The organism is Mycobacterium sp. Marseille-P9652, assembly GCF_902652685.1.
Classification (GTDB): domain Bacteria; phylum Actinomycetota; class Actinomycetes; order Mycobacteriales; family Mycobacteriaceae; genus Mycobacterium.
Genome location: NZ_CACRUY010000035.1, coordinates 1 through 16,340 on the forward strand (window position 1 = coordinate 1; position 16,340 = coordinate 16,340).

Consider the following 16,340-nt stretch of genomic DNA (forward strand, 5'->3'; position numbering starts at 1 on the left):
CGCGGCGGTGGCCGGACGGGGGGGGTGGCGGCGCGCGAGGGGGACCAACGAGCGCCAGGTGACCCGGCAGCGGCGCGGCCAGGCGCCGGCCGCCGCGGCCCCGGCACCGCTCCCCGCCCCGGCCGGCCCCGTCGCCGCCCGGCCCCCCGCCCCCCCCCCCCCCCCGCCCCCGCCCCCCCCCCCCCCCCCCCCCCCCCCCCCCCCGCCGCGCCCCCCCACCCCCCCGCCCCCGCCGCCCCCCCCGCCCACCCCGCCACGCCCACCGGCGCCGCCGAGTCCGCCCGTGCCGCCGGGACCGCCGCTGGTTCCGGAGTCGCCGGGGTTGACACCGTTGCCGCCGGGAGTGCCGTGCCAGCCGGCCCCGCCGACCCCGCCGAACCCGCCGTCGCCGAACAACAAGGCCTGTCCGCCCGCACCGCCCGTGCCCCCGACACCGCCCAGGGTGACGGCGGCGCCACCCGTGCCGCCCATGCCGCCGGTGCCCATCAGCCAGCCGCCGGCGCCGCCAGTGCCGCCGGCCCCGCCGGCGACCCCGGCACCGCCGGGACCGCCATTGCCGAACAAGCCGGCACTGCCGCCGTTACCGCCGGCCATCGGTGTGCTACCGGTCGGCGAATAACCCGCCCCACCGTCGCCGAACCACAACCCGCCAGGCCCGCCGGTGGGGTTGGAAGCCGTTCCCAGGAGGCCGTTGCCGATCAGGTCGCGACCGAAGAGCAGATCGGTGGGGAAGTTGATGATCGGGTCGAGCACCTGACCGAACACGCTGTTGATCCACGCTTGGCTGAGCGTGTGAATCGGGCCGTAGATGAAAGTCTGGAACCCATTGGCAATCGGTGACGCCGCGGCAGCCGTGGGCACGGTGGCTCCGCCCAGGGCCTCCTGCAGCAAAGCGGCGAGACCGGATTCCGTGTCCACATACGACTCCGCCGCCGTGCTCAGCGTGCGAACAAATTCCTCGTTATACGCGGCCGCCTGCGCGGCCAGCGCCTGGAACTCCTGGCCGTGGGTACCGAACAGCGCCGCAATGGCCGCTGACACCTCATCACCGGCCGCCGCCGCCACCTGAGTCGTCGAGAGGGCGGCCGCCGCGTTGCCGGAGCTGACGGAAGAACCGATTCGGGCGATATCCTCCGCCGCCGCGTGCAACATGTCCGGCGCGACAACCACGAACGACATCGCCGACCTCCCAGTACCCAAACGAGGTCAGCCCCGCTGGTCATCGCTGAATCACGTCGCGCCGAACAACGACCCCCACACCTGGGGGGGTATTGAAATCGACCGTTTTCAGAATTGACTTTGGAGCCGCACCCACGTAGGGCCAAAGGTCCTTAACTCATGTGACGCGTGGTTCTGACGGAGCCCGTCTGCGTCGCCGCCGAGTTTGTGCTCCGCCGATTATCTAGTGCGAGTTGGCAATCTGCGTCGAGAACATGTGGTACGCCGATCTCGTCGCCACGTGTACTCGCACCTAGCCGGCCGCAGTTCGGCGAACGGCTAGCGCGTCGGAGTCCGCAGCAGGCCCATCACCGTGCGTCCGAGCACGATCGGGTCGATGGGATGCGGCACCGCGGCCTCGGCCCGCGACCAGCTGGCCAGCCAGGCGTCGTCCGGGCGCCCGGTGAGCACGAGGATCGGCGGGCAGGTGTCGAGTTCGTCCTTGAGCTGCTTGGCGATGCCCATGCCGCCGGTCGGCGTGGCCTCGCCGTCGAGGATGGCGAGGTCGATGCCGCCCTCGTCCATGGTGCGGACCACCATCGGGCCGGTCGCCACCTCGACGTAGGTCAGCTTGGGCAGGTCGGGGTGCAGTTGGGTGCCCAGTGCCCGCATCACCTGTTCGCGGGTCTTGGCGTTATCGCTGTAGACGAGGACCCTCAGGGCCGCGCTGGATTCGGTGGTCGACTCAGGCACGGTGCAGATGGTACTGCTGCCGCGGTGTTCTCACCCGTGCGACCGCACGAAGACGGCGTCGGCGGCCGCCGTGGCGTTCGCCCCGATCATGCCGAGCATGTTCTTGCCGAGGCCGAATGGGGCCCGCTCCAGCTTGGTCTCCCCGCACACGCGGATGGAGCCGTCCTCTTGCTCGCTGATCGTGGCGGGCAGCGTCAGCGGCGCGGTGACGCCCTTGATGGTCAACTCCGCCCGCAGGTCGGCGGACCTGCCCTTGGTCGGGTGGGCCGCGCTGACGACGACGGCGATGTCCGCGAAGCGCTCGACGTCGAAGAAGTCGGCCGAGCGCAGATGCTTGTCGCGACGGCCGATCCCGGTGTCGAGCGAGGCGGCCCGGATGTCGATGCGGCCGAAAACGCCGCCGTCGCCGGTGAGTTGGCCCTCGCCGGAGAAGTCGGTGAAGTGGCCCTTGACGTTCAGCAGGCCCCACATGTTGCTGACCTTGAACGTGATGGTCGAGCGGTCCGGGGCCAGCGTCCAGGCGCCGGCCATCTCGGGGTCGTTCAGCAGGATTTCCAGGGTCGTCACCGTCACTCCCTTCGATTCGGGCGAATGTAGCCGCTAGGACAGCAGCGGCGCGATCTGGGCGGGATCGAAGTATTCGTCGATCCGGGTAATCAGGCCGTCGGGGCCGACCCTGATGACGATGCACACCCGCATCGAGATCGATTGCCCCGCATGGCCGTTCGCGTGCAGGACGTGCTGCTGGACGAAGCCGGCGTCGAAGAACTGCCGGTCGAGGATCTCGTAGCGGCGTGCGGTCGTCGCGGTGATGAACCAGTCGATCACCCGCAGCGCGCGGCCCTTGTCGTCGTCGCGCTTGGCGCCGGTGCGCCACACCGCGACGTCGCCGCTCCACATCCGGTCGACCGCGGCGAAATCGCCCCTCTCGATCGCGGGGAAGAGGCGGTCGGCCACCTCGGCGATGGTTTGCGCGCTGGTCGTGGGCATCGGTACCGGCTCCTACTCTGCTGGTTCGACGTCGTATCCGGGGTGGGCCGCGGCCAACCGGCGGCCCACCACCGTGCGCAGGCAGGCCGTGACCTCGTCGTCGCGCCCGTCCAGCTCGCCGGCCCTGATCGCGGCGGCCAGCTCCTCCTCGTCGCTGAACCCCAAGTCGGCGAGGGCGAGCCGGGACTCCTCCTCGCTCTCGTCGAGCAGTTCGCGCTCGACGATGCGCAGCGCGTTCGCGGCGACCCGGGCGTGGAAGTTCACCTGCCCGGTGGTCGCCGCCCGGACGTCGGTCTCCAGGAATTCCGCGACCGCGGCGACGAGTTCGGCCGCCAGGGGACGGCCGTAGGCGCCGATCACGGGCGCACCTCCTCTGCGAAGGTGGGCATCTCCAGCAGTTCGAGCAGGTCCCATTCGGTCTCGCAGACGCGGCGCCCGATCGCCGCCAGCTCCACCGATCGGAACTGACCGCTCAGGTGCCGCTCGGCCTGGTAGCGGCAGATGACGCCCCAGCGCAGGGTCGCCAGCACCAGCCACCAGTGGAACGTCACCCGGTCGACGGTAGTCCCGCCGGCCTCCTCGTAGGCCCGCAGGAAGCTTTCGATGCTGCCGAGGCCGCCGGCGCCCAGGCTGGCGGGGGCGCCGAACCGCCAGGCCCGGATGCAGAACCAGGCCAGGTCCTCGTAGGCCGCCCCGACGTGCACCAACTCCCAGTCCAGCACGGCGGCAAGGTCGGAGCCGTCGACGATCAGGTTGCCCATGCGGTAGTCGCCGTGCACCAGGACCCGGGCCGACAGCGCGGGGGGCCGGTGCGCCTGCAGCCACCGGAACGCCCACTCGAAGGTGGCGGTGGTGTCGCCGATGTCGTCCAGGCGCGCGCGCCACTGCTCGAGTGGGTCTTCGCCGGTGAGCGCCCGATCGGTCGCGTCGGCGCGGTGAATGGCCGCCAGCGCGTCGGCGCACTGACGCAGCAGGCGGGCCCGGCCGGGGGCGTCGAGCCGACGCTGGATGCGCCGCACGATGGTCTCACCCTCGATGGCGTCGCAGATGAGGAACGGATTGCCCAGCGCCGCCGGGGAATCCGTGGCGACCAGAACGTGCGGCACCGGTGCGCCGGCCGCGGCGGCCGCGGCCTGAGACCGGGCTTCGAGCTCCATTCCGGCGTGCACGTCGTCGGGCGGGCCGATGCGCAGGATCAGCGACCGGCGCCGCGTTCCCGTGACCGCGTCGAAGGCCCACGTGGTCCGGCTGGCTCCGCCGGTGAGTGCGCGCAGATGCTCGATCGCCACGTCACCGGCCCCGAGGACCGGCTCGAGGACGTCGGCAAGTTTGGGCGCCAGTTCGCTCACTGCTTGCCGAACTTGAACAGTCGCTGGGCCACCCGGCGGATCTGGATCTCCTCCGCGCCCTCGGTGATGCGGTAGCGGCGGTGGTGGCGGTAGATGTGCTCGAACGGCTCGTGCCGGCTGTAGCCGAGGCCGCCGAAGATCTGCATGGCCCGGTCGGCGGCGTCGCAGACCAGCCGGTTCGCGCGGTAGTTCGCCATCGACACCTTGTCCGACACCTCCATGTGGTGGTTGCGGTCCACGTGCCAGGCCGCGTAATGCACCAGCAGGCGGACCATCTGGGCCTCGGTCTGCAGCTCGGCCAGCGGCCACTGGACAGCCTGGTTCACCGACAGGGGCTTGCCGAAAACGGTTCTGTTGCCGGCGTATTCGGCGGCCCGGTCGATGCAGTACTGGGCGGCGCCCAGGCTGCTGGCTGCCTGCCGAATCCGGTTCTCGTGCAGGAACGTCTGCGCCACCTCCAGGCCGCGGTCCACCTCGCCGAGCACCGCGTCGGCCGGTACCCGCACGTCGGTGAGCACCACCTCGCCGTGGTCGGTCGGCATGTTGAACGTCCACCAGAAATACGGGACGGTGAAGCCGGGCGCATCGGTGGGAACCAGGAACGCCGTGATGCCGCGGGCCTGCCCGGGCTCCCCGGAGGTGCGGGCGAACACCAGGTCGTGGGTGGCGCGGTGGACGCCGGTGTTCCACCGCTTGGCGCCGTTGATCACCCATTCGTCACCGTCGGGTTCGGCGTGGGTTTCCAGCCACGTCGCGTCCGAGCCGTGCAGCGGCTCGGACAGGCCGAATGCCATCGAGCGTTCGCCGGTGATCAACGCCTCAGACCACGCCCGCCGTTGCTCGTCGGTGCCGAAGCGCTCCATCATGATCACCTGCGGGAAGTTGCCGACGATCGAGGACTCGTTCTGCAGGTCGTTGTGCAGGCCAAGGCCCTTGTGCGCCAGGTGTTCCCGGATGACGGCCATGTCGACGTTGCTGCCGTCGCGGCCGCCGAGCGATGCCGGCAGCCCGTAGCGCAGCCAGCCCGCCTTGTCGGCCCGCCGGCGCATCTCGGAAAGCAGGTCCTCCCACTCCCGCGTCGGGATGCCGTCGTTGTCCCAGTCGGTGCGGGCGTGTTCGCGGCGTTTGTCGAAATACTGGATGTTCTCGCGCTCCAGCGGCTTGATCTCGGCCTCGATGAAGTCGTCCATCTCCGCGAGCAGGCCCGGAAGGTGTTCGGGCAGGGTGAAATCCACGTTGACTCCTCTGACTCCTCTACGCGCCGTACAAAGTCTTCTTCCACACCGTCGCCAGCGTCGTGATGGCATCGGTGTCGCTGATCTCCAAGTCCAGGCCGGACGCGCCGACGAAGACGGTCGTGAAGTTCTCGAACAGCAGCGCGATCGCCGCCGCGATGTGTCGCGCGTCGAGTTCGGCACCGTAGCCCTGCTCCTGGGCGCGGGCCACCGAGGCCGCCACGATGTCCATGCCGAATCTCCGGAACTCGTTCTGCACGGCCGCGAAGCGCTGCTGGGTGGCGGCGAGCTGCGCGACGGCGATCATGATGCCGATGTTCTGCTTGAACATGTTCCAGTATCCGGTCACTACCGCGGTGAAAAACGCGTCGTCGTCGGGCGATTCGGGCAGCCGCAGGCTCAGCCCGGACGGCTCCACGACGTCGTGCAGGAAGGACTCCGCGAGCGCGGCCAGCAGGTCTTCCTTGTCGGCGTAGTAGCGGTAGAAGGCCGCCGGCGATCTGCCGGCGGCCGACGTGATGTCGGCGAGCGTGGTGCCGTGAAAGCCGCGCTCGGCGAACAGCTTCCGGGCGGCCTGCTCGATGGCCTGCCGGGTCTGGCGGCCCTTGGGGGTCAGCGTGCCGGCGGGCATCAGGCCCGGATCCGGTCGCCCGCGCGCAACAGTGCGCCCGGAAGGTCATGCCCAACAGCCGATTTGGCGACACGCGCGGCCGCGATCGTGGCGTCGAGGTCGAGGTCCACGCCGAAGCCGCTGTCGCGCAGCAGGTACACCAGGTCCTCGGTGGCGATGTTGCCGGTGGCGCCCGGGGCGAACGGACAGCCGCCCAGCCCGCCGACGGATGCGTCGAGCCGGGTGACCCCGGCGCTCACCGCCGCGTAGGCGCTCGCCAGGCCGGCGCCGCGCGTGTTGTGGAAGTGCCCGCCCAGTGGCATGTCACCGAGCAACGGACGCAGTTGGGCGACCAGCGAACTGACGCGCCCCGGCGTGGTGGTGCCGATGGTGTCGGCGATCGAGAACCGGTCGGCGCCGCGCTCGCGGGCGGCCACGGCGATGTCGAGGACGCGCTCGGGTGGCGTCGGCCCGTCGAACGGGCAGTCCCACGCGGTGGCCACGATGACCTCGACGGTGACGCCGGCGTCGTGCGCGATCGCGACGATGTCCCGGATCTGCTCGGTGGCCTCGGCGGCGGACCGCCCGACGTTGGCCCGGCTGAACGCGTCACTGGCCGCCACCACGTATTCGATGGATCGCAGGCCGGCAGCGACCGCGCGCCTGGCGCCGTTTGGACTGGCGACGAGCGCGGAGAATTCGATGTCCGGGTAGTCGCGCAGGTGCGCGGCCAGTTCGGCGGCGTCGGCCATCGACGGGACCTTCGACGGCGAGACGAAGGCGGTGGCCTCCACCTCCCGCACGCCGGTCGCCGCGATGGCGGCCAGCAGTTCCAGCTTGGCGGACAACGGGATCGGCGCCTCGATCTGCAGGCCGTCGCGCAGCGCGACCTCGCGGATCCGGACGTGCGTCATACGACCTCCTCCGCCCTCAAATCCTTCAGTTCGTCCGGCGTCTTGCCGAGCAGGCCGATGTAGACGTCGTCGTTGTGCTGGCCCGGCCGCGCGGGTCCGGCGTTGCGCACCCGGCCCGGGGACTCCGAGAGCACGGGCACGACGCCCGGCCCGAGCACGTCGCGCCCGATGCGCTCGTCGTAGTGCTCGACGAGCATGCCGCGCGCCCGCAACTGCGGGTCCTCGACCACCTCGGCGACGGTGTTGATGGGGCCCGCGATCACGCCCGCGGCGCTGAGCGTCTCGATGATGTCGCCGGGCTGCCGTTCGGCCGCCCAGGCGCCGATGATCTCGTCGAGCTCGTCCTGGTTGCGGCCCCGGACGCCGTGCGTGGCGAACCGGTCATCGGTCGCCAGCTCCGGGCGTCCCATCGCCTTGCACAGGCGCGCGAACACCGTGTCCTGATTGGCGGCGATCACCACCCAGGAGCCGTCGGCGCTGCGGTAGATGTTCGACGGCGCAATGCCCTCCAGCCGGGTGCCCGACGGCCCGCGCACCACGCCGCCGACGTCGTAGTCCGGGATCGTCGACTCCTGAACGGCCAGGCACGATTCGGTGAGTGCGACGTCGACCACCTGCCCGCGCCCGGTGACGCTGCGCCGGTACAGCGCGGCCAGTGCGCCCTGCGCGCCGAACATGCCGGCCAGGCTGTCGCCGAGCGACAGCGCAAGCCGGGGCCGCGGCCCGCCGGGGAAGCCGTTGAGGTGCCGCAGCCCGCTCGCGGCCTCGGCCACCGAGGCGTACCCGGCCTTGTGCGCGTCGGGCCCCGTCTGCCCGTAGCCGGACACCCGCACGAGGATGATGCGCGGATTGCGTTCGCTGAGCACGTCGTAGCCGAGGTTCCACTTCTCCAGCGTGCCCGGGCGGAAGTTCTCGACGACGATGTCGGATCGCTCGACGAGCTCGAGGAACAGCTCGCGGCCGCGCGGCTTGCGCAGGTCGAGCGTCACCGCCCTCTTGTTGCGCGCGTGCACCGTCCAGAAGACGCGGTGCCCGTCGAGTTCGGCCTGGCCCCAGGTGCGCAACGGGTCCGGGGCGCCGGGCGGTTCCACCTTGATGACGTCGGCGCCCATGTCGCCGAGGAGCCGGCCGGCGAAGGGTCCGGCGATCAGGGTGCCGAGCTCCAGCACCCGGACGCCGTCGAGCGGTCCGCTCATCAAGCCTCCGCGAAGTCGTGCCGGACCAGCCAGTCGGTGACCACGCCGACCGCCGCGCGCAGCTTGTCCCGCTGGTCGGGGCCAGCGTAATAATGTGTCGCGCCGGGGATTTCGTGCATCTCCTTGTCATGATGCCCGATCGCCTCGAAGAGCCGTCGGGTGTGGCTGGGTGTGCAGGCGTCGTCGGCAAGGTTACCGATCACCAGCGCCGGGACGGCAATGTCGCGCCCGCAGGCCACCCCGTCGCCGCGGGCGTCGTCGTAGCTCCACTGGGAGAGCCAGCTGCGCAGCGTGCAGAAGCGTGCCAGCCCGACGGGACCCATGTTCACCACGCGGGGATCACCCAGATAGCAGGTTCCCGGGGTGCGTTCGTTGGGATCGACGGCCGGATCCAGCCAGCGGGGGTCGGCCATGGTGCCGTGCACGACGAAGCAGAACTCGTCGTCCGGGCGGCCCGCAGACTTCAGGGCGGCCAGCTGGTCCTTGACCCACGACGTGATGCGCCGGTTCCGCTCGACCTGCGCCGCCCGGTAACGGCCCAGAAACGCCTCGGTGTAGGGCGGCTGGTTGGGGTTGTCGGGGTTGTAGAGGTCGAGCTCGGGGTCGCGCTTGGTGGGGTCGGATTCGTCGAGGATGGACGCGTCCAGCCATTCGGTGAGCGTGCCGTGGCGGCTGATGTGGGCGGCCAGCAGCATGATGCCGTCGGCGGCGGGCAGCTCCAGCTTGGTCAGGTCGGGGCCGTCGCCGGACGGGCTCGATGTGATGGTCGGGTGCTGTGCCTGCTGCTGGTATAACAGCGACAGCGAGCCGCCGCCGCTCCACCCCGCCAGCACGACTTGGGAGTAGCCCAGCCGCTTCTTCGCGTCCTTGATGCACTCGCCGAGGTCCTCGACCACCTTCTCCATCAGCAGCGCCGAGTCGGTGCCGCGGAATCGGCTGTTGCAGTAGATGACATGGTGACCGGCGCGGGCCAGCGCGTTGATCATCGGCAGATAAGCCCCGCCGCCGATCGGATGCATGAACACCAGCACCGTGTCCGACGGCCTGTCGGGCTTGAGCAAGTAGCTCTCCAGCACGGTGATCTCAGCCAACCCGCCGTAGACGTCGCGGACACCCGAATCATTCTGAAAGGCAACGAGATACGGGATGCGCTCGTACTCGTGCTTCACGAGTGCTGCCCCAGGTCGTGGGCCAGCACCTCGGCCGACGGGGTCAGCCGGCGGCGGGTGTCGACGGCGATCACCTGCCAGTCGACGCGGTCGTACTCGTCGAACTTGCGGCGCGCCCGTTCGCGCGCCTTCTCCGGGGCGCCGTGGTGAACCCCCTGGGGCGCATGGGTGATCAGGCCCGGCGGCATCGGGATGCCATACAGCGAACCGCCGTGGAAGAACGCGATCTCGTCGAAGTCGACGTTGCGGTGATACCACGGGGTACGTTCCGTGCCGGGCACGCCCTCGGCGGGCTTGGGCAGGAAGTTCATCACGTACACGCCCGTGGCTTGCATGAACAGGTGCACCGTCGGCGGCAGGTGCACGCTGTCGGACGTGACGACGTTGTAGTCGGCGATGTTGAAGGTGAACGGGAAGTTGTCCCCGCGCCAGCCCTCCACGTCCAGCGGATTGTGTTGGTAGTACAGCGTTGTCGGGCCGCCCTCGTGAAAGAGCCGCACCTCGTACTCGTCGCGGCCGTCATCGTCGGACGGGGCGGGTTCGGGGATGGTCGCCTGCGACGGGTCGAAGGGAAAATGCCGGCCCAGCGTGCCGGGCGGCGGGACCCGCAGTTCGTCGGTGGTCTCCACCATCAGCAGCGTTGTCTCGCCGTCGGGCACCTGCCGCCAGGTGCACGCCTTGGGGATGTACACCCAGTCGCCCTCGCGGTAGGGCAGCGGCCCGAACTCGGTCTCGGCCACGCCGCTGCCGCGGTGGACGAACCACAGGAGGTCGCCGTCGACATGGCGCGCGTAGTACGGCATCGCCTCGTGGCGGCGGCTCAAGAAGATCCGGCAGTCCTCGTTGCTGAACAGCAGCAGCGGTCCGCCGTCGGCATCGGTCGCGTCGCTCGGCTTGAGCTCGCTGGACAGGACATCGACGGGCCGCAGCGGGCCGACGGCCCGGTAGGCGGTGGGGTCGTGGCGCCGATACATGTTGGCGGTCCGGCCGGTGAACCCGCCGCGCCCCAGTTCGTCGTCCTTGAGGCCGGCGAGGTCGGCGTGCAGGCGCCGCGGGGTGCGGCCTTTGCGCAGGTGGACGAAGGATTCCATGGAAGCTCCCAGGCTTGATCCGGTAACGACGCCGACTAGAACTGAAAGTGACGTTACTTTTCTTTCTGAGGTGGCACAAGGGCGGAGTCAGTGTCTTCGGCTCGTCGACCTGTTCGCGAGACGTAACTCAGCGCGATGCGTCTCGGCGCGTCGTCGCGGACGTTGACGTGTCGTGGAGAGGGCCTGGGTCGTCAGTCGCGCACGCGCAGCACGACTTTGCCCTTGGCCGTGCGGTTTTCCAGGGACGCCACCGCGGCGGCGGCCTCGTCGAGCGGGTGGACCACCGGCTCGGGCGGGGGCAGCTCGCCGGTGCTGAGCAGGCGCTCGAGGCCGGCCCACTGCTCGGTCAGCGCGCCCGGGTGCGTCGCGGCCCACGCGCCCCAGCCGACGCCGACGACGTCGATGTTGTTGAGCAGCAACCGGTTTACCTTGACCGTGGGGATCTCGCCCCCCGTGAAGCCGATCACCAGCAGGCGCCCACCGGGCGCGAGCGAGCGTAGGGAATCGGTGAACCGGTCGCCGCCGACCGGGTCGACGACGATGTCGACGCCGCGCCCGTTCGTCAGCTCCTTCACCGCGTCCTTGAACCCCTCGGCCAGCACCACATCCGTTGCGCCCGCGGCGGTGGCCACCTCGCCCTTGTCCGGCGTGCTGACCACCGCGATGACGCGCGACGCGCCGAGCACCGACGCCAGCCTCAGCGCCGACGTTCCAATTCCGCCGGCCGCCCCGTGCACCAGCACGCTCTCGCCGTGGGCCAGGCGGCCGCGCACGGTCAGCGCGAAGTAGACGGTCAGGTCGTTGAACAGCAGGCCGGCGCCCGCCTCGAAGCTCACGTTGTCGGGCAGCTTGAAGGCCCGGTCGGGGGACAGCACCGCGACCTCCGCCATGCCGCCGGTGAGCATGGTCAGGCCCACCACCCGGTCGCCGGGACCCACCCCCGCCCCCTCGGGCGCGGACCGCACGACGCCCGCGATCTCGGCGCCGAGCACGAACGGCGGGTCCGGGCGGTATTGATACAGCCCGCGCGTCAGCAGCGCATCGGGAAACGCCACACCGGCCGCGTGCACCTCCACGACCACGCCGTCACCGTTGGGTTCGTCCACCTCCGACACTTCGATTGCTTCCGGACCGTCCAGCCGAGTCACCCGTGCCGCGCGCATGACCGCAGAGCCTACTGTCGGCTCAGAACCCGCCCGCGACCCGCACCACGGCCCGGCCGGTGAACGCCCCGTCGCGCAGCTGGTCCAGCACGCCGACGACGTCCTTGACGTCGACCTCGCTGGTGAGGGCGTCGAGATGCCGGGGGCGCAACGAATCGCCGAGCAGCGCCCACAGCTTGCGCCGCTTGTCGATGGGCAGTTGCACCGAATCCATCCCGAGCAGTGCGATGCCGCGCAGGATGAACGGCATCACCGTCGTGTGCAGCGCCGCGCCACCGGTGAGGCCGCTGCAGGCGACGGCGCCGCCGTAGTCGACGGTGCTCAGCACGTCGGCCAGCGTCGCCCCGCCCACGCAGTCGACGGCGGCCGCCCAGCGCGCCTTCGCCAGCGGACGCGGCTTCGCGTCGGGGTCGGCGGGCAACCGGCCGATAACCTCCGCGGCGCCAAGCTCTTTCAAAAGCCCGGCCGCCTTCTCCTTGCCGGTCGAGGCCACCACCCGGTAGCCGGCGGCCGCCAGCAGATCGACGCTCACCGACCCGACACCCCCCGAGGCGCCGGTGACCACGACCGAACCCGCCCCCGGCTCGACCCCCCAATCAATGAGCGCCTGAACGCTCATCGCGGCGGTGAAGCCGGCGGTCCCGATGGCGGCGCCCTCGCGGGGGCTCAACGATCCGAGGGACACCACCTGGTCGTCGGGCAGCCGGGCATATTCGGCGTAGCCGCCGTGGTGGCCGGTGCCGATCTGATAGCCGTGCGCCAGCACCTTGTCGCCGACGGCGAACTCGGGGGATTGGGAGTCGACGACCTCGCCCGTCAGGTCGATGCCCGGCACCACCGGATAGCTGCGGACCACGCCGCCGTTCGGCGTCAACGCGAGCGCGTCCTTGAAGTTGACGCTCGAATACAGCACCCGGATCGTCACCTCGCCGGGTGGAAGATCGTCGGGGGTCAGGGCCTCGACCGAAGCCGTGATCCGGTCACCGTCCTGGCGCGCGACGAGCGCTTGAAACGTGTCCATCCCTTGACGCTAGCCTCAGGACATGGATCCCTTTCCACTCGGTCGCTTCTCGGTCGCGCGCATCGGCTACGGCGCGATGCAACTGCCGGGCCCGAACGTGTTCGGGCCGCCGCGGGACCGCGACGAGGCGCTGGCGGTGCTCCGGCGGGCGGTCGAACTCGGTGTCAACCACATTGACACCGCGCAGTTCTACGGGCCCGACGTGGCCAACGAGCTCATCCGGGAGGCGCTGCATCCCTACCCGGAGAACCTGGCGCTGGTGAGCAAGGTCGGTGGACGCCGCGACGATGCCGGCGCCTGGCTCCCCGTCGACGAGCCGACCGACCTGCGCCGTGACCTCGAGCAGAATTTGCGCACGCTCGGCACCGACCAGCTGGCCGCCGTGAACCTGCGCGTGTTCGAAAGCGAAGAGCCGGACGAGTTGTTCGACGAACAACTTTCGGTCATGATCGCCGCCCGCGATGACGGGCTGATCGGCGGCATCGGGCTGAGCAACATCACCGGCAAGCACCTCGTGCACGCCCTCGAGCGCAACGAGATCGTCTGCGTGCAAAACGCTTTCAACGTCCTGGACCGATCGTCGCAACCCGTGCTGGAGGAGTGCGCGAGGCGCGGGATCGCCTTCGTCCCGTTCTTCCCGTTGGGCGCGGCCTTCGTCAGGCCGAACCCGGTGCTGAGCCACCCGCTGATCCGGCAGGTCGCCGAGCGGATCGGGCGCACACCGCCGCAGGTCGCCCTGGCGTGGACGCTGAGCGTCGCGCCCAACGTCCTGCTGATCCCGGGCACCTCGTCGATCGGGCACCTCGAGGAGAACATGGACGTCGCGTCCATCGACCTGGACTCGGCGACGCTGGAGCAGTTGAACGCGCTCGCGGATTGATCGCCGAGCGTGCACTGACGGCGAAAAAACGCCCGAATCTCCGCCGCCAGTGCACGTTCGGCGCGACGCCCGAACGCGCCCGCTACTTGAGCTCGGCCGACGACAGGCCCAACAGGCGGCGGGCCACCACCAGCTGCTGGATCTGCTGGGTGCCCTCGAAGATGTCGAGGATCTTGGAGTCGCGCGCCCATTTCTCCAGCAAGGACTGCTCGGAATAGCCTGCGGTTCCGGACAATTCGACGGTCTTGAGCGTGACGTCGCTGGCCATCCGGCCGGCCTTGGCCTTGCTCATCGACGCTTCCTTGGAGTTGGGGATCTTGTTGTCGGCCTGCCAGGCGGCGCGCAGCGCCAGCAGGTAGGCGGCCTCCCAGTCGGCCTCCATCCGCAGGAACTCGGCCGCCGCGGCGCTCTGCACGTGTGACGGCTTGTCGTAGGAGATCTCCACCCCCGCCTCGGTGAGGATTCGGCGGATCTCCTCCAGCGCGGCGCGCCCGACCCCGATGGCCATGGCGGCCACGATCGGCCGGGTGTTGTCGAAGGTCTCCAGGACCCCCGAAAATCCCTTGCCCTCTTCGACTTCCGGGTTGCCGAGCAGGTTCTCCTTCGGGATGCGGACGTTGTCGAACCGGATCGCCGCCGTGTCGGAGCCCTTGATGCCGAGCTTGCGCTCGAGCCGCTCGACCGTGACGCCGGGGTGCTCGCGCGGGACGATGAACGACTTGATGGCCGCGCGGCCCTTCGACTTGTCCAGCGTCGCCCACACCACGATGTGGGTGGCGCGCGACCCGGCGGTGACGTAGATCTTCTCGCCGTTGATGACGTACTCGTCGCCGTCGAGCTTCGCGGTGGTGGACACGGCCGCCGAGTCCGACCCGAAGCCCGGCTCGGTGATCGCCATCGCCGCCCACACCTGGCCCAGGCGCTCCAGTTGCTCGTCCGTCGCCACGGCGGAGATGGCCGCGTTGCCGAGGCCCTGGTACGGAACCGACAGCATCATCGCGACGTCGCCCCAGCTGGCCTCCAGCGTCTGCAGCAGCGCGGCCATGTTGGCGCCGTTGCGGTTGGCGCCCTTGTCGTCGTCCTCGGCGCGCAGCGCGTCGGCCCCGGCGAATTCGAAGGATTCCGAGGCGCCCGCGAACAGGTTGTACAGGGTGTCCAGCTCGACGGGGTAGGCGTGCTCCGCCAGGTCGTACTTGCGCGCGATCGGCCGCATCAGCTCGGCGGCGCCCTGATGGGTCTTGGTCATCACCGCCTGCAACTTGCGGGGCAGTTCCAGATTGATTGCCATGATTGGTCTTTCGGCTCGGGGGAGAAGATTCAGATGACGACTTAGATGACTACGACGCCCTCGGCGACGCCGATGGCCCGCAGGTCGCGGTACCAGCGTTCGACCGGGTGTTCCTTGGTGAAGCCGTGGCCGCCGAGCAGCTGCACGCCGTCGAGGCCGATCTGCATGCCCTTGTCGGCGCCGAGGCGCTTGGCCAGCGCGGCTTCCCGGATGAAGGGCAGCCCCTGCTCGGCCCGCGCGGCGCCGCGCCAGGTGATCAGCCGCAGGCCGTCGAGCTCGATCGCGATGTTGGCGCACATGAACGCCACCGCCTGGCGGCGGGCGATCGGCTCGCCGAAGGCCTCCCGCTCCTTGACGTAGGGGACGACGTAGTCGAGCACCGCGTGCGAGGTGCCGACGGCGAGCGCCGCCCAACCCAGCCGGGACAGCGCGATCGCCTCGGAGTAGTCGGCATCCGATGCCTCGTCCTCGCCCAGGCGCGCGCTCAGCGGCACCGACACCCCGGAGAGTTCGACCTGACCCAGCGCCGCGGCGCGGATCCCCATGCTCGGGTCCGGCTTCACGGTCACGCCCTTGGTGGACGACTCGACGATGAACAGCGCCGGCTTGCCGTCCAATTGCGCGCCGACGATGAACAACTCGGCGTCGGCGGCCGCGGGAACCAGCGACTTCACCCCCTCGAGGCGGTAACCGCTCGGGGTGCGCACGGCCGTCGTCTTGAGGTGGGTCGGGTCGAACAGCGGTTGCGGTTCGGCGATGGCCACGCACGCCTGGGGAACGTTCTCGCCGGCGAACTCGTGGAGGTAGGTCGCCTGCTGGTCGGCGCTGCCCCAGTGCGTCAGCGCGGACGCGACGCCGCCGGGCGCCAGGATCGGCAGCGCCAGCCCCATGTCGCCGTAGGCGAGTGCCTCGGCCACCAGCACGTTGGTCACGCTGGAGCGGTGTTCGGCGATGCCGTCGAAGTCCTCGGGGATGTTGACCGCGGTGATGCCCAGTTCCGCCGCCTTGGCGATCAGGTCGCGGGGATAGCTCGCCGCTTCGTCGGCCCCGGCCGCGGCCGGTCGCAGGATTTCCTCGGCGAACTCGTCGACGGTCTCGACGATCATCTTCTGGTCGTCGTCGGGGGTCAGGTCGAAGTAGTCCCTGCCGCTCGACTTCAGCCGGGTCGGCCCCCCGCGCAGGCTCTGCACCCGCTTGAACTGACGCGACGTCGCCGCCGCAGTCGAAAAGACCGTCTTGGTGCCGTAGCGCAGGCCCCGGTTGAGGGGATCGCGCAGGTGGTATTTGTCCAGGAATTCCTGCCCGACCAGCGGGGTGAGCAGCGCGATCGCGATGTCGACGGCTGTCCGCCTGTGCCGTTGCAGGCCGACGCCGTTTTCGGCGCCGCGCCGTGTGGGGCGGGAGGATTTTGCTTGCTTGTTCGAACCGGAAAGAGTTTCGGTCATGTGTGCAGCCTCGGTCGTTGGGGCGATGCGATAAGTCTATCTTACTCCGGAGTAAGATAGTAGGACCACGTTGTTAAC

At 70.0% G+C, this 16,340-nt stretch carries 17 protein-coding genes; 1 reads left to right on the forward strand and 16 read right to left on the reverse strand.

Translation table 11 applies throughout. The features are described from left to right. The 14 genes from GPY60_RS26670 to GPY60_RS17710 all read right to left on the reverse strand — a co-directional run. Positions 1 to 1,179, reverse strand: a 1,179-nt coding sequence (locus GPY60_RS26670) for a PE family protein (protein ID WP_197283716.1), incomplete at its 3' end; no start/stop codon positions are given. 318 nt (positions 1,180 to 1,497) lie between these two features. Continuing rightward, positions 1,498 to 1,911, reverse strand: coding sequence for an Rv3143 family two-component system response regulator (locus tag GPY60_RS17650; RefSeq protein ID WP_156688988.1), 414 nt, complete (start codon positions 1,909 to 1,911; stop codon positions 1,498 to 1,500). Positions 1,912 to 1,941: 30 nt separating this feature from the next. Continuing rightward, positions 1,942 to 2,478: a YceI family protein gene (locus GPY60_RS17655; RefSeq protein WP_197283717.1), complete on the reverse strand. Its 537-nt coding sequence runs from the start codon at positions 2,476 to 2,478 to the stop codon at positions 1,942 to 1,944. Between the two features lie 33 nt (positions 2,479 to 2,511). Next, on the reverse strand, positions 2,512 to 2,901 hold the full coding sequence (locus GPY60_RS17660) for a nuclear transport factor 2 family protein (protein WP_156688989.1): 390 nt from the start codon (positions 2,899 to 2,901) through the stop codon (positions 2,512 to 2,514). Between the two features lie 12 nt (positions 2,902 to 2,913). Continuing rightward, positions 2,914 to 3,261: a DUF6285 domain-containing protein gene (locus GPY60_RS17665; protein WP_156688990.1), complete on the reverse strand. Its 348-nt coding sequence runs from the start codon at positions 3,259 to 3,261 to the stop codon at positions 2,914 to 2,916. Beyond that, a complete protein-coding gene (locus GPY60_RS17670) occupies positions 3,258 to 4,250 on the reverse strand; it encodes a phosphotransferase family protein (RefSeq protein ID WP_156688991.1) in 993 nt (330 codons plus the stop codon). Before GPY60_RS17670 ends, GPY60_RS17665 begins: the two co-directional genes overlap by 4 nt. Continuing rightward, positions 4,247 to 5,485, reverse strand: coding sequence for an acyl-CoA dehydrogenase family protein (locus GPY60_RS17675; protein ID WP_156688992.1), 1,239 nt, complete (start codon positions 5,483 to 5,485; stop codon positions 4,247 to 4,249). Before GPY60_RS17675 ends, GPY60_RS17670 begins: the two co-directional genes overlap by 4 nt. Before the next feature lie 19 nt (positions 5,486 to 5,504). Beyond that, positions 5,505 to 6,116: a TetR/AcrR family transcriptional regulator gene (locus tag GPY60_RS17680; protein ID WP_156688993.1), complete on the reverse strand. Its 612-nt coding sequence runs from the start codon at positions 6,114 to 6,116 to the stop codon at positions 5,505 to 5,507. Continuing rightward, positions 6,116 to 7,009, reverse strand: coding sequence for a hydroxymethylglutaryl-CoA lyase (locus tag GPY60_RS17685; RefSeq protein WP_156688994.1), 894 nt, complete (start codon positions 7,007 to 7,009; stop codon positions 6,116 to 6,118). The genes GPY60_RS17680 and GPY60_RS17685 overlap by 1 nt, the downstream gene beginning before the upstream one ends. Beyond that, on the reverse strand, positions 7,006 to 8,205 hold the full coding sequence (locus tag GPY60_RS17690; RefSeq protein WP_156688995.1) for a CaiB/BaiF CoA transferase family protein: 1,200 nt from the start codon (positions 8,203 to 8,205) through the stop codon (positions 7,006 to 7,008). Before GPY60_RS17690 ends, GPY60_RS17685 begins: the two co-directional genes overlap by 4 nt. Beyond that, on the reverse strand, positions 8,205 to 9,374 hold the full coding sequence (locus GPY60_RS17695; RefSeq protein ID WP_156688996.1) for an alpha/beta fold hydrolase: 1,170 nt from the start codon (positions 9,372 to 9,374) through the stop codon (positions 8,205 to 8,207). Before GPY60_RS17695 ends, GPY60_RS17690 begins: the two co-directional genes overlap by 1 nt. Then, the gene (locus GPY60_RS17700; protein WP_156688997.1) at positions 9,371 to 10,465 is read right to left on the reverse strand and encodes a homogentisate 1,2-dioxygenase; all 1,095 of its coding nucleotides are present in this window, start codon (positions 10,463 to 10,465) and stop codon (positions 9,371 to 9,373) included. Before GPY60_RS17700 ends, GPY60_RS17695 begins: the two co-directional genes overlap by 4 nt. 191 nt (positions 10,466 to 10,656) lie before the next feature. Continuing rightward, positions 10,657 to 11,628, reverse strand: a complete 972-nt coding sequence (locus GPY60_RS17705; RefSeq protein ID WP_156688998.1) for an NADPH:quinone oxidoreductase family protein — start codon at positions 11,626 to 11,628, stop codon at positions 10,657 to 10,659. Between the two features lie 22 nt (positions 11,629 to 11,650). Beyond that, a complete protein-coding gene (locus GPY60_RS17710; protein WP_156688999.1) occupies positions 11,651 to 12,649 on the reverse strand; it encodes an acrylyl-CoA reductase family protein in 999 nt (332 codons plus the stop codon). A 22-nt stretch (positions 12,650 to 12,671) separates the two neighbouring features. Between GPY60_RS17710 and GPY60_RS17715 the strand changes: the two genes are divergently transcribed. Beyond that, entirely contained in the window at positions 12,672 to 13,529 is an 858-nt protein-coding gene (locus tag GPY60_RS17715; protein ID WP_156689000.1) for an oxidoreductase, read from the forward strand. An 82-nt stretch (positions 13,530 to 13,611) separates the two neighbouring features. Here GPY60_RS17715 and GPY60_RS17720 read toward each other — a convergent pair whose 3' ends face one another. Beyond that, on the reverse strand, positions 13,612 to 14,817 hold the full coding sequence (locus GPY60_RS17720) for an acyl-CoA dehydrogenase family protein (RefSeq protein ID WP_156689001.1): 1,206 nt from the start codon (positions 14,815 to 14,817) through the stop codon (positions 13,612 to 13,614). Between the two features lie 41 nt (positions 14,818 to 14,858). Next, positions 14,859 to 16,262 (reverse strand): acyl-CoA dehydrogenase family protein, encoded by a 1,404-nt coding sequence (locus GPY60_RS17725; RefSeq protein WP_156689002.1) that lies wholly within the window; start codon positions 16,260 to 16,262, stop codon positions 14,859 to 14,861. Between the last annotated feature and the right edge of the window lie 78 nt (positions 16,263 to 16,340).

Bases quoted from the DNA above. Each gene is read 5' to 3' on its own strand.
- GPY60_RS17685 (WP_156688994.1), bottom strand. From the start codon at position 7,009: ATGACGCACGTCCGGATCCGCGAGGTCGCGCTGCGCGACGGCCTGCAG.
- GPY60_RS17720 (WP_156689001.1), bottom strand. From the start codon at position 14,817: ATGGCAATCAATCTGGAACTGCCCCGCAAGTTGCAGGCGGTGATGACC.
- GPY60_RS17710 (WP_156688999.1), bottom strand. From the start codon at position 12,649: ATGGACACGTTTCAAGCGCTCGTCGCGCGCCAGGACGGTGACCGGATC.
- GPY60_RS17715 (WP_156689000.1), top strand. From the start codon at position 12,672: ATGGATCCCTTTCCACTCGGTCGCTTCTCGGTCGCGCGCATCGGCTAC.
- GPY60_RS17725 (WP_156689002.1), bottom strand. From the start codon at position 16,262: ATGACCGAAACTCTTTCCGGTTCGAACAAGCAAGCAAAATCCTCCCGC.
- GPY60_RS17700 (WP_156688997.1), bottom strand. From the start codon at position 10,465: ATGGAATCCTTCGTCCACCTGCGCAAAGGCCGCACCCCGCGGCGCCTG.
- GPY60_RS17680 (WP_156688993.1), bottom strand. From the start codon at position 6,116: ATGCCCGCCGGCACGCTGACCCCCAAGGGCCGCCAGACCCGGCAGGCC.
- GPY60_RS17705 (WP_156688998.1), bottom strand. From the start codon at position 11,628: ATGCGCGCGGCACGGGTGACTCGGCTGGACGGTCCGGAAGCAATCGAA.
- GPY60_RS17660 (WP_156688989.1), bottom strand. From the start codon at position 2,901: ATGCCCACGACCAGCGCGCAAACCATCGCCGAGGTGGCCGACCGCCTC.
- GPY60_RS17690 (WP_156688995.1), bottom strand. From the start codon at position 8,205: ATGAGCGGACCGCTCGACGGCGTCCGGGTGCTGGAGCTCGGCACCCTG.